The following is a 14,837-nucleotide window of genomic DNA, read 5'->3' as shown; positions in this document are numbered from 1 at the left end:
AGTCGGGGCGCTACCATCGTGCCCATCAGCGCCCACCCGGCGGTGGTGCGCGAACTGGAAGCCACGCTGTGCTGGATGGACGAGCGGCCCCTGCGCGCCGGCCGCAAGCTGCTGGTGCAGCACCACGCCGCCACCGTGAAAGCGGCAGTGACCACCATCCTGCAAAAAACCAACATCGAAACCTTCGAAAGCCAAGGCACCGATGAGGCCAAACTCAACGACATCGTGCGGGTGCGCCTGAAAACGGCCCTGCCCTTGGTAGCCGATGAGTACCGTCAGAACCGTGTCACGGGCGCTTTCATCCTGGTGGATGAGCAGACCGGGGCCACCCTTGCCGCTGGCCTCGTGGCTGCTACCGACCCGGAATATTTCACGGATGAAGTACCGGCCGCAGCGGCTTTTTCCATCTAGTATTTGACCAGTAATATGGCTAATTCCCCTCTCTTTTTACCCCGCCTGACGGTTGTCGGGGCCGGACCCGGCGACCCGGATTTGCTAACCCTGAAAGGTACCAAAGCGCTGGCGGCAGCTGATGTGGTGCTCTACGATGCGCTGGCAAATGACGCGTTGCTGGCGCACGTGCGGACCGGCGTTCCGCTGATTTTTGTGGGCAAGCGCAGTGGTTTCAAGGCTTACACGCAGGAAGGCATCAATGACCTGATTGTGCAGCAGGCCTACCGCCACGGCCACGTGGTGCGGCTGAAAGGCGGCGACCCATTCGTGTTTGGCCGGGGGCGCGAGGAAATGCTCTACGCCGAAGCCCACGGGCTGGCTACAGACTACGTGCCGGGCATCAGCAGTGCGGTGGCGGCGGCGGGCAGCGTGGGCATTCCGGCCACACACCGGGGCCTGAGCGAAGGCTTTCGGGTGCTGACGGCCACCACGGCCGACGAGCAGCTTTCAACCGCCTTGCTGGAAGCGGCCCAGACGCCCAGCGTTACCACGATTATCCTGATGGGCATGAGCCGGCTGGCGGAAATCGCGGCGCTTTTCGCCCGCTATGGCGGGGCTGAGGTGCCGGCTGCCATCATCCAGAATGGCACGCTGCCCAACGCCCGTGTGGTGGCCGGCACCGTGGCTGATATAGCGGAACGCGCCGGCAGTGCGGGCCTGGGCGCACCGGCCGTGATTGTACTGGGCGACGTGGTGCGACTGATGAAGCAGCCGGTAACAGCAGTTTCCGGGGTAGCAACCGAGCGGCAGCCAGCGCATCGGGCTTATGCGAAAGTGGCTTAGAAATCTAGCCAAGCGGCCTCCCTCCTTTTGAATTTCGAATTGATTATGCCCACGCTCCCCATCCTTCCGCCTCACCTCGACGAGGCACGCCTTCAGCAGCTTAGCGCCGGATTATCGGCGCAGCAGCTGGCGTGGCTGAGTGGTTATTTCTATGGTCAGGCCACCAGCGGCGGCGCGGCAGTTGCAGCTGTCGTGCCCGCCCCCGCCGGGGTGGCAGCCCCGGTGGAAAAGTTGGCTATCCTCTATGGTTCGCACACTGGCAATGGCAAGAAAGTGGCTCAGCAAGCGGCCGAGGCGGCTAAGCAGCGCGGCCTCGCTGCCGAGGTGCGCGACATGAATGACTACCCCACCCGGCAGCTAGCGCAGGAGCAAAATCTGCTCGTCATCGTGAGCACGCACGGCGAGGGCGAGCCACCGATTTCGGCCGAGGAATTGCACCAGTTTATCAGCGGCAGCCGCGCTCCGAAGCTGCCCAAATTACGCTTCGCCGTGCTGGCGCTGGGCGATACGAGCTACCTGCATTTCTGCCAGACGGGTAAGGATTTCGACCAATGTTTAGCTGACCTAGGCGGTACCCGCCTGCTGGACCGCGTGGATGCGGACGTGGACTATCAGGCAGCTGCCAGCCAGTGGATTGAGGCGGCCTTGGAGAAAATTGCGGGAGTCACAGTAACGGCCGCTGAATCTGGAGGCATTGCAGCGGCTTCGGTTGCTTCAGCTGTTTCCACTGCTCCATTCGACCATTCAATCATTCACCAATTCACCCGCGAAAACCCCTGGCCGGCGCGGGTGCTGGAAAGTATTCAGCTGAACGGGCGCGGCTCGGACAAGGAAACGTATCACATCGAGCTGAATTTAGCCGGCTCGGGCCTGCGCTTTGCGCCCGGCGATGCGCTGGCCGTGCGCCCCCGCAACCACGACCCGCTGGTGGAAGAAGTGCTCCGTGCCGCTCGTCTTTCCGACTCGGCCACGGTGCAATTGGGCGCCGAAAACCTGCCGCTGGCCGCCGCCCTGGCCAGCCGCCGCGAACTCACCGTGCTCACCCGCGACGTGCTGGAACGCTACGCCGCCCTGGCTCCCCATGCCGAGCTGCACGGCCTGCTAGCCGACACCAACCGCCTCCAGCCCTACCTCTACGGCCGCGACGTGGCTGATTTGCTCACCGATTTCCCAACCGACCAGCTCACCGCCCAAAATTTAGCCGACACGCTACGCCCGTTGCCCAGCCGCGCCTACTCCATCGCCAGCAGCCTGCTGGCTCACCCCGACGAGGTGCATCTCACCGTGGGCACGGTGCGCTACGAGGCCCACGGCCGCCGCAAGCACGGCGTATGCTCCTCCTTCCTGGCCGACCGCGTGGCGGTGGGTGACGAGGCCCGTGTGTTCGTGGAGCACAACGAGTATTTCAAGCTGCCGCAAAATTCCGGCACCGACATCATCATGATTGGGGCCGGCACGGGCATCGCGCCGTTCCGCGCCTTCGTGGAGGAGCGAGTGGAGCTGGGGGCCACTGGCCGCAGCTGGCTGCTGTTTGGCAACCCGCATTTCACCACCGATTTCCTGTACCAGGCCGAGTGGCAACAGCACCTTAAGCGCGGCGGGCTGGCCCGGCTCGACGTAGCCTTTTCGCGCGACCAAGCCGAGAAAGTCTACGTGCAGGACCGGTTGCTGGAGAATAGCCGCGAAGTATTTGGCTGGCTCGAAAACGGCGCGCAATTCTACGTCTGCGGCGATAAAACCCGACTGGGTGGCGCAGTACAAACGGCGCTGGCGCAGGTAGTGCAGAAGGAAGCGGGGCTGTCGGCTGAAGACGCGACGGCTTACGTGAAGAACCTGCGCAAGCAGCGCCGCTATTTGGAGGACGTGTATTAGTCTTCTGAAAATACCTAAAAACGTCATGCAGAGCGTAGCGAAGCATCTCGCGTGCCACGACTAACCAAGACGTTTTCACTATTGAATTGCTGCTGCACGCGAGATGCCTCGCTGCGCTCTGCATGACGTTCTGAATAGCCTTTAAACCACCTATGAAAACCTCTTCCGCCCCCAATTCTCCCTGTTGTTGTCGAATGCGCCTGCTTCCCCGCTTCTCATTCCCGACTTCAACTTTCCCCGTTTATGAAATCCTATTACCCCTCGTTTCTCCTTTTCCTCATCCTGTTTCTGGCTAGCATCAGCGCAGCTTTTGCTCAAACGCAGCTCATTGCCATCAGTGGCGTGGTGCATGAGAAGGGCACCAACGGGGCGCTGCCCGGCGTGAGTATCAGCGTGAAAGGGGCCAGCACCGGCACCCAGAGCGATGCCACCGGTAATTTCGTCCTCAAAGCCAAGCTCACTTATCCGTTCACACTCGTCTTCAATGCCCTGGGCCACGAGGCCGTGGAGCTGGAAATTCTGAGCAGTAGCCAGCCGCTGAACGTGACGCTCGAAGCCAAGGGCGTGCTTACTAATGAGGTCGTGGTTTCGGCCTCGCGGGTGGAGGAAAGCCGGCTGAAATCGCCGGTGGCCATTGAAAAGCTCGATATCCGCGCCATCAAGGAGACGCCCGCGCCCAGTTTTTACGACGCGCTGGAAAACGTGAAGGGCGTGCAGATGCTCACCAGCAGCCTCACCTTCAAAGTACCTAATACGCGGGGCTTCAACATCCCGAACAACTTCCGTTTCATGCAGCTGGTGGATGGCGTGGATATGCAGGCCGCTACGCTGGGTGTGCCGCTCGGCAACGCCATTGGCCCAACGGAACTAGACATTGCCAGCGTGGAGGTGACGCCCGGCGCGGCCTCGGCCCTCTACGGCATGAACGCCATCAACGGCATGGCCAACCTCACTACCAAAAGCCCCTTCACCTACCAGGGCCTGAGCGTGTACCAGAAAGTGGGTGTGAACCACGTGGGCAGCGCGGCCGACCGCAACCCCAGCGCCCTCACCGAAACGGCCATCCGCTACGCCCAGGCGCTGGGCAGCCGCTGGGCCTACAAGGTGAACGTAGACTATCTGCGCGGCACCGACTGGCTGGCCAACAACCAGACCGACCAGAACCCGCAGGGCCTGAGCACCTCCAACCCCGGCTTCACTGAACTGTCGGGCACTGCCAACCCAGCCGCCGACTTGTGGAACCGCTACGGCGACGACACCAACTCTTCGCTCACCGTGACCATCCCCTACCAAGGCAAAAACCAGGCGTTTACGGTGACGCGCACGGGCTATTACGAAAAGGACCTCGTGAACCCCATCGTGCGCAACATCAAGGCGGACGCCAGCCTGCACTACAAGCTGACGGATAAATTGGAGCTGAGCTACGGCTACCGCTTCGGGCTGATGGACGGGGTATTCCAGCGCGGCAACAAGATTCAGCTCGATGGCGTGACCGTGCAAAACCACAAGCTGGAGCTGAAGGGCGCGGACTTCGTAGTGCGCGCCTATGCCCTGCTCGAAAACACCGGCAACTCCTACAACCTCAACCCCCTGGCCCTGAACCTGGACCTGCAAAATGGTTCGAATACCGTGTGGGGCAATAAATTCAAGACCGCGCTGCAAAGCCAGCTGGCCGGCGGAACCGCCCTCGCGTCCGCCATGGCCGCCGCCCGCGCCGCCGCCGATGCTGGCCGCGCCGAGCCCGGCACGCCCGCTTTCGACGCCCTGAAAGCCCAAATCATGGCCACCAACAACTGGGACAGCGGCGTGAACGTGGCCGGCGCGCCCACGCCCGGCGGTGCGGCCCTCTCGCAGCACAGCCGCACCTACCACACCGAGGGCGTCTGGAACCTGGGCCAGCGCGTGAAATTCGTGGATTTGCTAGTGGGAGCCGATGCCCGCGTGTACCAGATTATCCCCGACGGCAACAATTTCGTCGATTTCAGCCTCCCGCTGGCCGACCGCAACCGGGCCGGCGGCGACTTCGTGTACTACAAGAAATACGGTGCCTTTGGCCAGGCCACCAAGCTGCTGCTCGATGACAAGCTGAAGCTGACCGGCTCGCTGCGCGTGGACTACAACCCCGAGTTCACCGCCAAAATCAACCCGCGTCTGGCCGCCGTGTACACCTTGGCCGAGAAGCATAACTTCCGCGCCTCGTATCAGAACGGCTGGCGCTTCCCCTCGTTGTTTGAGGCGCTGTCGTTCGTGAACAACGGCAACGTGCGCCGCGTGGGCGGCCTGGCCCGCGTGAACGAGGGCCTGAACTACCTGCAGAATTCCTATACCCGCACCAGCATCGACCAGTTCAACGCGGCCGTGAACGCCTACGTGGCCGCCAACGCCGGCAGCACCGCCGCCCAGGCCGGCCTGCTGCTCCAAAACCGCGCCCTGCTGCAAGTAGCCAACCTGCCCACCGAGCAGCCCGAGCAAATCAACGCCTACGAAGTGGGCTACCGCAGCGTGCTCCTCGACAACCGCCTGGCCATCGACGCTGACGCCTACTACAACATCTACTCCGGTTTCCTGGGCCAGGTGGAAGTGAGCGTGCCCAAAGATGCCAACGGCGCGCAAGTGGCCGTGGGCTCCGATGCCGCCGCCCTGGCCGCCCTGCGCGCCAACCGCGACGCCCGCCAGGACCGCTACCGCGTGTACACCAACTCGCGCCAGGACTACCACAGCTACGGCTCCACGCTGGGCCTCACCTACAACTTCTACCAGAAGTTCACCGTGGCCGGCAACGTGAACTACAACGCCCTGTCGAAAAACAGCCAGGCCGATGTGTTTGTGACCGGCTTCAACACTCCGAAATGGGCCACTAACGTGTCGGTCGGCAACCGCGAAATCGTGAAAAACTTCGGTTTCAACGTGAACTGGCGCTGGCAGGACTCCTTCTACTGGGAGAGCCCGCTTGCCAACGGCCAGGTGCCCGCCTACGCCACCCTCGATGCCCAGGTGAATCTGCGCGTGCCCACGCTGAAATCCACCGTGAAGCTCGGCGGCACCGACATTTTCAACAAACGCTATTTCCAATACGCCGCCGGCCCCACCATCGGGGCGCTGTACTACGTGAGCGTCGTTTTTGATGCTACGGTGCTCCATTAACTGTAGCGTGGACTCTGCGAGTCCGAGAACGAGCGCAGCGAGTACCAATGCCTGCGCTGGCTGATTTCAAACAATAACAAGAGCGGCCGATGATACTCGCTTCGCTCGTTCGCGGACTCGCAGAGTCCACGCTACATCCCCCAAAATCCCATGTCCGAAACCACCGCTCCGCAGAAACTCTCCGAAGTCGAGCACGTCAAAACTGCCAGCCGCTACTTGCGCGGCACCATCGTCGAGAGCCTGCGCAACCGCCTCACCGGCGCGCTGAACCACGACGACACCCACCTCATTAAGTTCCACGGCTCGTACCAGCAGACCGACCGCGACCTCGACTCCGAGCGTAAGCGCCAGAAGCTGGAGCCGCTGTTTTCCTTCATGATTCGGGTGCGGGTGCCGGGCGGCGTGGCCACCGCCGCCCAGTGGCAGCGCATGGATGCCCTGGCCGACGCCTACGGCAACGGCACGCTCAAGCTCACCACCCGCCAGACCTTCCAGCTGCACGGCGTGCTGAAGCGCGACCTGCGCCCCACCATCCAGGGCTTCAACGATGCCCTGCTGGACAGCATCGCGGGCTGCGGCGACGTGAACCGCAACGTGATGTGCAACGTGAACCCGCACGAGTCGCAGGTACACGCCGAGGTGCAGGCCGTGGCGGCTGAAATCAGCGCCCACCTCACGCCGCGCACTACCGCTTACCACGAAATCTGGCTCGATGGCGAGTTGCAAAACACCACCGAAGCCACCGACGACGCGGAGCCTATCTACGGCAAAACTTACCTGCCGCGCAAGTTCAAAATTGCCCTGGCGCTGCCGCCCTACAACGACTCGGACATCTTCTCGAACGACATCGGCCTCATCGCCATTGAGGAAAACGGCCGGCTGCTGGGCTTCAACGTGGCCGTGGGCGGCGGCCTGGGCATGACCTTCGGCCTGCCCGAAACCTACCCCCGCCTCGCCGACCTCATCGGCTTCGTGCCCACCGAAAACGTGGTGGATGTGTGCGAGAAAATCGTGACCATCCAGCGCGACTGGGGCAACCGCGAAAACCGCAAGCTCTCGCGCCTTAAATACACCATCGACCGCGCCGGGCTGCCCGCTTTCGTGGCCGAGCTGCACCAGCGCCTGGGCTACGAGTTGGCCGAAACCCGCTCCTACCAGTTCCACAGCTCCAGCGACGCCTTCGGCTGGACGATTGCCTCCAATGGCCTGGCGCACCTGGTTTTGTTTGTGGAAGGTGGGCGGGTGCTGGACCGGCCCGGCTACCGCCTCAAAACTGCCCTGCGCGAAATCAGTGCCTTCCATACCGGCGAATTCCGCCTCACCGGCAACCAGAACCTGATTCTGGCCAACATTGAGCCCGCCCACCGCACCCGCGTGCAAGCCATCCTCGAAAGCCACGGCGCGGCCCCCAAAGCCGAGCAGCTCACCGCCCTGCGCCGCAACGCGCTGGCCTGTGTGGCGCTGCCCACCTGCTCCCAGGCCTTCGCCGAAGCCGAGCGGTATTTGCCCCAATTACTGGATAAGCTCGATGCCGTCATTCGCGCCCACGGCTTGGCCGAAGCCGGAATTCTCATCCGGATGACGGGCTGCCCTAACGGTTGCGCCCGTCCCTACCTGGGCGAAATCGCCTTGGTAGGCAAAGCCCCCGGCCGCTACAACCTCTACCTCGGCGCCAACCACGCCGGCGAGCGCCTCAACAAGCTCTACCGCGAAATGCTGGACGAGGATGGCATCCTGCGCGAGCTCTCGCCCCTGCTGGCCGCCTACGCCGCCGAGCGCCGACTCAACGAGGGCTTCGGCGACTTTGTGGTGCGGACCGGTGTTGTGAAAGCCACTCAGCACGGGTTGGACTTTCACGCCTAATTCTATTATCTTTCTGAGCTATGGATTCCAATTTCCCTAATCCCGCAGGCCCGGCGGTGGCACCCCCGCCGCCGGATACTGCCTCACCAGCCAACAACCTGTTTCCCATCTTCCTGAAGCTGGAAAACATGCGCGTGCTGCTGGTGGGCGGCGGCAACGTGGGCCTGGAAAAACTAGGCGCAATTCTGCGCAACAGCCCCGCCACGGCCGTAACGGTGGTCGCGCCGCACATCCTGCCCGAGCTGCGCGAGCTGGCCGCTCGCCACCCCAAAGTGCAGCTGCTCCAGCGCCCCTACCAGGACCGCGACCTCGACGACAAAGACCTCCTGTTCCTGGCCACCGATGACGTGGCGCTACACCGCTACATCTGCGCGGCGGCGGCGGCCCGCCAGCTCCTCACCAACGTGGCCGACACGCCGGAGCTCTGCGACTTCTACCTCTCCTCGGTGCTGCAAAAGGGTGATTTGAAAATCGCCATTTCCACCAACGGCAAGTCGCCCACGGTGGGCAAGCGCCTGCGCGAGGTGCTGGCCGAAGTGCTGCCCGCCGAGCTGGCCTCGGTGCTGGGCCAGATGACCATCATCCGCAGCCGCCTGCAAGGCGACTTCGCCAAAAAAGTAAAGTCGCTGAACGCCGTGACCGCCGAGCTGGCTCACGGCCCGGCCTACGAAACGCCCGCCACCGCCTACTGGCGGCGCGTGGCCACGGCCTCGCTCATGACGTTTGCGGCGTTTATCGTCCTCAATATTCTCTCTTACTACTTCACCTGGCAGCAGGCCTGGGACGTGGCGCGCTCGTCGGGCACGTTCTACACGTTTGTGGCCGTGGGTTTCCTGGCCCAGATGGTGGACGGCATGCTGGGCATGGGCTACGGCGTGGTGTCGGCCATCAGCCTGATGTCGCTGGGGCTGAGCCCGGTTTCCGTGAGCGCCAGCATCCACACGGCCGAGGTGTTTGCCAGCGGCGCGTCGGGCTACAACCACTACCGGTTTGGCAACGTGAATAAGCGCCTATTTCGGGTGTTGCTGCTGCCGGGCATCGTGGGCTCGGTGAGCGGGGCGCTGCTGCTGGCGCATTTCGGCGAAACCTACGCCGGCTACATAAAGCCAATTTTGGCCGTGTACCTACTCATTCTGGGCGTGCGCATCATCGCCAAAGCCTTCCAGAAAGTGGCAAAAAAGCGCAAAAAGGTGAAAAACGCTGGCTGGCTGGCCGGGGCCGGGGGCTTCCTCGATTCCTTCGGCGGTGGCGGCTGGGGGCCGCTGGTCACCAGCACGCTCATTACCAACGGCCGCACGCCGCGCTACGTCATCGGCACGGTCAGTCTGGTCGAATTCTTCGTCACGTTTGCCAGCGCGTTCACGTTTTTCACCATCCTGGGCATTTCGCACTGGCAAATTGTGCTGGGGCTCATCGTGGGGGGCGTGGCCGCCGCGCCCATCGCCGCCAAGCTGGCCGGCCGCCTGCCCACCCGCTGGATGTTCGTGGGCGTGGGCCTGATGGTCATCGTCTGGAGCCTCTGGGCGCTGCGCAAGCTGCTGTAAAGCCGGGGCGAATTTCGGCTTTTACCTTTGACGCTTTCGCACCACCAATCCCTTTCCATGCGTCAGCGTTTCCTACCCATTTTATTCCTCACCACCCTGTTGGGGTGCAGCAAGTCCGACTCCAACCCGATTGCTGATTTCGGTGAGGGCGAAGGCATCACCTATCGCACCGGCTCAAACCTCCCAGCCGGCCCCAGCGACCCCACCGACTGGACCTCCGATGGCGAGTGGAACAAGCAGGAGCGCGCCCTTTTCACCGACCTCAACTTCGACCTGAATGGCCCCCAGCAGTCGGGCTTAGTAAGCGTCTCCCCCGCTTACCCAAACCCTTCGGCCGGGCAGGCCAACTGGTCTCTGAACGCCACGCGCCCCGCTGGCGGCAATGCCGCATCCTACTCCGTACGCGCCCTGTTGGTGAACCGTCAGTATAAAATCATGCGTCAGCTGGGGCCTACTGATTTCGTCAACGGCATTCAGTTTTCGATAGATTACATCGGCGCAGGTCTCAGTCCCAACGAGCTGTACCGGCTCTATTATGTGGTGTACAATGCCACCGGCCTCGTTTATAAAGGCCACGGTGATGTTCGCTACAACCGCTAGCCGTCTTTTTCTCCATACACAAAGAGGCCCCGCCGAATGCATCGGCGGGGCCTCTTTTATTACTCCAACGCAAGCTAAAGCTGCACTACACGTCGAAATTAATCCCCTCCACCAGCGGCAGTTCAGTGCTGTTTATGGCATTGGAATCTTCTTGTCCGCGCCAGTTGGATGTCTCTTCGCTGGCTCAAACAGCTCCAAAAAACCGATTCGCTACTGGCCAGCGACTGCAGCGGGCGCGGCGCTGTGCCAGGCACTCAGCTGCTCTAGGATGGGCAGTAGCGCCCGCCCGTATTCCGTGAGGGAGTATTCGACGCGGGGCGGTGCTTCGGCGAAAGCCTCACGGTGCACGATGCCATCTTCCTCCAGCTCCCGGAGCTGCTCGGTCAGCACCTTGCGCGAAATAAGCGACAGGCGCTGCGCTAGCTGCCCAAAACGGCGAGGCTGCGTCAGGTAGGAAATGATGATGAGTTTCCATTTCCCGCCCAGCACGCCCATGGTGCGGGTCATGGAACAGGCTGACGAACAAAAATTGGCGTCCCGCATGGCAAAATTTAATAGCGTTCAGAATCAGGGATAGTTACACAGAAGTAACCAGTTTGTAGGGGGAAATGATTGGCGTTGGTAAGAAAAAGTAACTGTCGATAGTTACTAAAATAAACCAACACAAAATAACTCATTTTCTCATGTCAACTTCTCAGAAATTAGCTGGTAAAATTGCCCTCGTTACGGGCGGAAACTCCGGTATCGGGCTGGCCACGGCCCAGCGCTTCATTGCCGAAGGCGCCTATGTATTCATCACCGGGCGGCGGCAAGCCGAGCTCGACGCGGCCGTACAACAGCTTGGTGATTCGGCCTTTGGCGTACAAAGCGACGTTAGTAACCTGGCCGACCTCGACCGATTATTCACTGTCATCAAAGAGCAAAAAGGCCGGCTCGATGTGGTGTTTGCCAATGCCGGCATCGCAGAGTTCGCGCCCGTCGAGGCCGTGACCGAGGCGCAGTACGACCGGCAGTTCGACATCAACGTGAAAGGCCTATTTTTCACGGTGCAGAAGGCGCTGCCGCTGCTCACCGACGGCTCGGCCATTGTGCTAATGGCCTCCATCGTGGGCTCAAAGGGCTTCGAAAGCAACAGCGTATACAGCGCCACCAAGGCCGCCATCCGCTCGCTGGCCCGCACCCTGACTTCTGACCTCAAGGCCCGCCGCATTCGGGTGAATGCCGTCAGCCCCGGGCCCATCGAAACGCCCGGCCTCAACAGCGTGCTTGATTCTCCCGAACAGGTGGCCGCGTTTAAAGCGCAAATGGTGACCACCGTGCCGCTGGGCCGCATCGGCGACGCCGATGAGATTGCCAAAGCCGTGGTGTTCCTGGCCTCCGATGACAGCAGCTTCGTGACCGGCGTCGAGCTATTCGTCGACGGCGGCATGGCGCAGGTATAATTGCGGCAACCCGTTTCTAAGCAAAAAAGCCTCATCCAGTAGTGGATGAGGCTTTTTTGCTTTATTTAAACCGAGGAATTACACGTCGAACTTGATGCCCTGCGCCAGCGGCAATTCCGTCGAATAGTTAATTGTATTCGTCTGACGGCGCATGTACACCTTCCAGGCATCGGAGCCGGATTCGCGGCCGCCGCCGGTTTCCTTCTCGCCGCCGAATGCGCCGCCGATTTCGGCTCCGCTCGTCCCAATGTTCACGTTGGCAATGCCGCAATCTGAGCCGCTGGCCGAGAGGAAAGCTTCGGCCTCGCGCATGTTCAGCGTGAAGATGCTGCTCGACAGGCCCTGACGCACGTCGTTTTGCAGCTCAATGGCCGTTTCCACGTCGCCGCTGTACTTGATGAGGTAGAGGATGGGCGCGAAAGTTTCTTCCTGCACCGTGTGGTAGTGGTTTTCTACTTCCACCAGGGCCGGAGTCACATAGTGGCCGCCGTTCAGCTCGGGGCGGGCTAGCACCTCGCCGCCGCTCAGCAGCGTGCCGCCTTCGGCCTGCACCGCTACCAACGCCTGCTCAAACATTTTCACCGCATCAGCATCAATCAGCGGCCCCACCAGCGTGCCCGTTTGCAGCGGGTGGCCGATGGGCAGTTTGGGATAAATGGCCAGCAGACGGCTTTTTACTTCCTCAAATACGCTGTCCTCGATAATCACGCGGCGCGTGCTGGTACAGCGCTGCCCGGCCGTGCCCACCGCCCCGAACACGATAGCCGGGATGGCAATTTTGAGGTCGGCGTTTTTGGTCACGATGATGGCGTTGTTGCCGCCCAATTCCAGCAGGGCGCGGCCCAGACGGGCACCCACCACTTCGCCCACCTTGCGGCCCATGCGGGTGCTGCCCGTGGCCGATACCAGCGGAATGCGCTTGTCAGCCGCCATCGCGGCCCCGATTTTCGCACCGCCGATAATCACGCTGAACACGCCTTCGGCAATATCATTCTCAGCCAGTACATCCTTGATGATGTGCTGCACGGCCACGGCCGTGAGGGGCGTTTTCTCCGAGGGCTTCCAGATGCTCACGTCGCCGCACACTGCCGCCAGCATGGCGTTCCAGCTCCACACGGCCACCGGGAAGTTGAAGGCCGAAATGATGCCCACGATGCCGAGTGGCTGGTACTGGTCGTACATCCGGTGCGCGGGGCGCTCCGAGTGCATGGTGAAGCCGTGCAGCTGCCGGCTCAAACCCACCGCGAAATCACAGATATCAATCATCTCCTGCACTTCACCCAGGCCTTCCTGGAGGATTTTGCCCATCTCGGCGCTCACCAGCTTGCCCAGCGGCTCCTTGAATTCGCGCAGCTTATTGCCAATCTGACGCACGATTTCGCCGCGCTTCGGCGCGGGCACTAAGCGCCAGGTTTTGAAAGCTTCCTGCGCGGCTTTTACCACGGTTTCGTAGTCATCAGCGGTAGCGAAAGCTACGCTGGCAATGCGGCGGCCATCGGCCGGCGCGTTGATGACGCGGCGGTCGGCGTTGGCGTCACCGCCCCAGGTGCGGCCGGTGCTGTAGGCGGCGTTATCGGCCTGCACGCCCAGTTGGCGCAGCACGTCCTGAATGCCGTGGGGGTCGTGGTGGGGGTGCGGTACCGTTACGTCGGGTGCGGTAGCTTCTTCGAGGGCCTGCTTCATGGGGGGATTGGGGGTGGGATGTTGCTGCGGCAAAGCTACGGTTTGCCGGGGAGTTGGCCGAGTCCGGCCCAAGTTGGCTTGGCCATTTCCCCAGAAACTGTCATTCCGACGCAGGAGGAATCTTGGTTCAACCATTGGAACGGCTTTTATCAGATTCCTCCTGCGTCGGAATGGCAACTCCTCATCGCCTCGACCGCTTTTTCACACCTTGCGCGGCTCCTGCGCCAGCAGGTGCAGGTTATTGAACACATCAAGACTGTCGCGGCGCATACCCCGCACTTCCTCGTCCGAAAGCTGCCGGATTTTGGTGTGGAAGTCCTTGTAATACACCATGAACACGGCCAGCTCCGTCACCCGATTCTCGTAAGGCACCATGTTTTCCAGCACCGCATCAAAGAAAACCGGGCTGTGCGTAGTCACGAAATACTGGTTGGTTTGCTGGGTAGCAATACGCTCGGCCAGCTGCGAAACATATAGCGGGTAGGAATGCGCCTCGGGCTCTTCCAGCAAAATCACGGTGTTGCGGTTCGATTCCATGACCGCCAGGTGGAAGCCGTAGCGCTGCAAGGTATCGCCGCTGCTCGAGTACGGGTAGGCAAAGCTCAGGCCGTCGAGCTCCTTCATCACCTCGAAGCGGTTGGTGTCGGGGCGCACGCGCAGGCGCAGGTTGTGGTCGGCGAAAAGGGTGGCGAATTCGTGGCGCAGGTCGGCACTGGCTTCCAGCACCTGCACCAGGTTGTTGCCGTGGGGCGGGCGCAGGGTGGCATCGGGGTAGCGGCGGTCGAGGTGGGCGTTGCGCTTGAAGCGGTAGGATTTTACGGCCCGGGGCTGCCACGCCGGGCGCGATGTGAGGTAATGCCCATCAGTGCCCGGCCGGTCGGTCAGCCCGTCGCGGTCGAACTCGGTGTAGATGAAGCCGGGCTCGGGCAGCGCGGTGGCGCTGGCTAGGTGGCTGTGCAGCCGGGCTAATAGTTGGGCATCGTCGGTGCTTCGGGTGCGGCCCCGGCCTTCCAGCATGGGCAGGCCCAGCTGGGCGCGCAGCAGTAGGTAGGCTGTTTGGCTGAACGCTCCGTACTGAAAACGCTTGCTGTCGCCCACGCCCATGCGGCCCAGAAGGCACACGTCGCGGTCGGTTTCTACCCGGATGGGGGCCGTCATCATACTGTCGTGAAACAGCTGCGCCGGCTTCTCATACCGAATGAAGCTGCGCATAAAGCGCTTCTTCTGCTCAAACGGAAAGCTCCCCAGCAGGCTCATGGCCTCCAGCACCGTCGACTTGCCCACATTGGGCTGCCCAATGATGAGGTTGACGCGTCGCGGGTGCAGCACAGCACTTCGAATCGACTTGAAGTTCTGAATATACAGAGTGTTGATTACGTTTTCCATTAATAAAGGGAAAGCTGGGCACACCGCAGAAGCACTTCTAAACGCTCAGTCCTTCGGCTCCCGGTTT

The 14,837-nt window shown here is 61.8% G+C and carries 11 protein-coding genes; 8 read left to right on the top strand and 3 right to left on the bottom strand.

Annotated features, from left to right (window positions below):
• From AAFH49_RS16935 to AAFH49_RS16905, 7 genes are all read left to right on the top strand, one after another.
• Positions 1-411: elongation factor 1-alpha C-terminal domain-related protein (locus tag AAFH49_RS16935; RefSeq protein ID WP_425293340.1), on the top strand; the 411-nt coding region annotated here is incomplete at its 5' end.
• A 15-nt stretch (positions 412-426) separates the two neighbouring features.
• Positions 427-1,236: a uroporphyrinogen-III C-methyltransferase gene (gene cobA / locus AAFH49_RS16930; RefSeq protein WP_342300034.1), complete on the top strand. Its 810-nt coding sequence runs from the start codon at positions 427-429 to the stop codon at positions 1,234-1,236.
• A gap of 45 nt (positions 1,237-1,281) precedes the next feature.
• Complete coding sequence (locus AAFH49_RS16925; RefSeq protein ID WP_342300033.1) at positions 1,282-3,108, top strand: assimilatory sulfite reductase (NADPH) flavoprotein subunit; 1,827 nt, start codon at positions 1,282-1,284, stop codon at positions 3,106-3,108.
• Positions 3,109-3,351: 243 nt separating this feature from the next.
• Positions 3,352-6,252 (top strand): TonB-dependent receptor, encoded by a 2,901-nt coding sequence (locus tag AAFH49_RS16920; RefSeq protein WP_342300031.1) that lies wholly within the window; start codon positions 3,352-3,354, stop codon positions 6,250-6,252.
• A gap of 150 nt (positions 6,253-6,402) precedes the next feature.
• The gene (locus AAFH49_RS16915) at positions 6,403-8,115 is read left to right on the top strand and encodes an NADPH-dependent assimilatory sulfite reductase hemoprotein subunit (RefSeq protein ID WP_342300030.1); all 1,713 of its coding nucleotides are present in this window, start codon (positions 6,403-6,405) and stop codon (positions 8,113-8,115) included.
• Positions 8,116-8,135: 20 nt separating this feature from the next.
• Complete coding sequence (locus AAFH49_RS16910; RefSeq protein WP_342300028.1) at positions 8,136-9,659, top strand: TSUP family transporter; 1,524 nt, start codon at positions 8,136-8,138, stop codon at positions 9,657-9,659.
• Between the two features lie 57 nt (positions 9,660-9,716).
• The gene (locus AAFH49_RS16905; RefSeq protein WP_342300026.1) at positions 9,717-10,259 is read left to right on the top strand and encodes a hypothetical protein; all 543 of its coding nucleotides are present in this window, start codon (positions 9,717-9,719) and stop codon (positions 10,257-10,259) included.
• 210 nt (positions 10,260-10,469) lie between these two features.
• Here AAFH49_RS16905 and AAFH49_RS16900 read toward each other — a convergent pair whose 3' ends face one another.
• Complete coding sequence (locus tag AAFH49_RS16900; RefSeq protein WP_342300025.1) at positions 10,470-10,766, bottom strand: winged helix-turn-helix transcriptional regulator; 297 nt, start codon at positions 10,764-10,766, stop codon at positions 10,470-10,472.
• A gap of 176 nt (positions 10,767-10,942) precedes the next feature.
• On the opposite strand from AAFH49_RS16900, the gene AAFH49_RS16895 reads away from it, so the two are divergent.
• The gene (locus tag AAFH49_RS16895; protein WP_342300024.1) at positions 10,943-11,701 is read left to right on the top strand and encodes a glucose 1-dehydrogenase; all 759 of its coding nucleotides are present in this window, start codon (positions 10,943-10,945) and stop codon (positions 11,699-11,701) included.
• 78 nt (positions 11,702-11,779) lie between these two features.
• On the opposite strand, the gene amaB is transcribed toward AAFH49_RS16895, so the two are convergent.
• Positions 11,780-13,384, bottom strand: a complete 1,605-nt coding sequence (gene amaB, locus AAFH49_RS16890) for an L-piperidine-6-carboxylate dehydrogenase (protein WP_342300023.1) — start codon at positions 13,382-13,384, stop codon at positions 11,780-11,782.
• A gap of 201 nt (positions 13,385-13,585) precedes the next feature.
• Positions 13,586-14,770 carry an AAA family ATPase gene (locus tag AAFH49_RS16885; protein WP_342300022.1) on the bottom strand — a complete coding sequence of 395 codons (1,185 nt, stop codon included), beginning with the start codon at positions 14,768-14,770 and terminating at the stop codon, positions 13,586-13,588.
• Between the last annotated feature and the right edge of the window lie 67 nt (positions 14,771-14,837).

The sequence above is a fragment of the Hymenobacter segetis genome (genome assembly GCF_038448715.1).
Classification (GTDB): Bacteria; Bacteroidota; Bacteroidia; order Cytophagales; family Hymenobacteraceae; genus Hymenobacter; species Hymenobacter segetis.
Note: the sequence above shows the minus strand (reverse complement) of the source record. Positions and strands in the feature narration are given on the sequence as shown.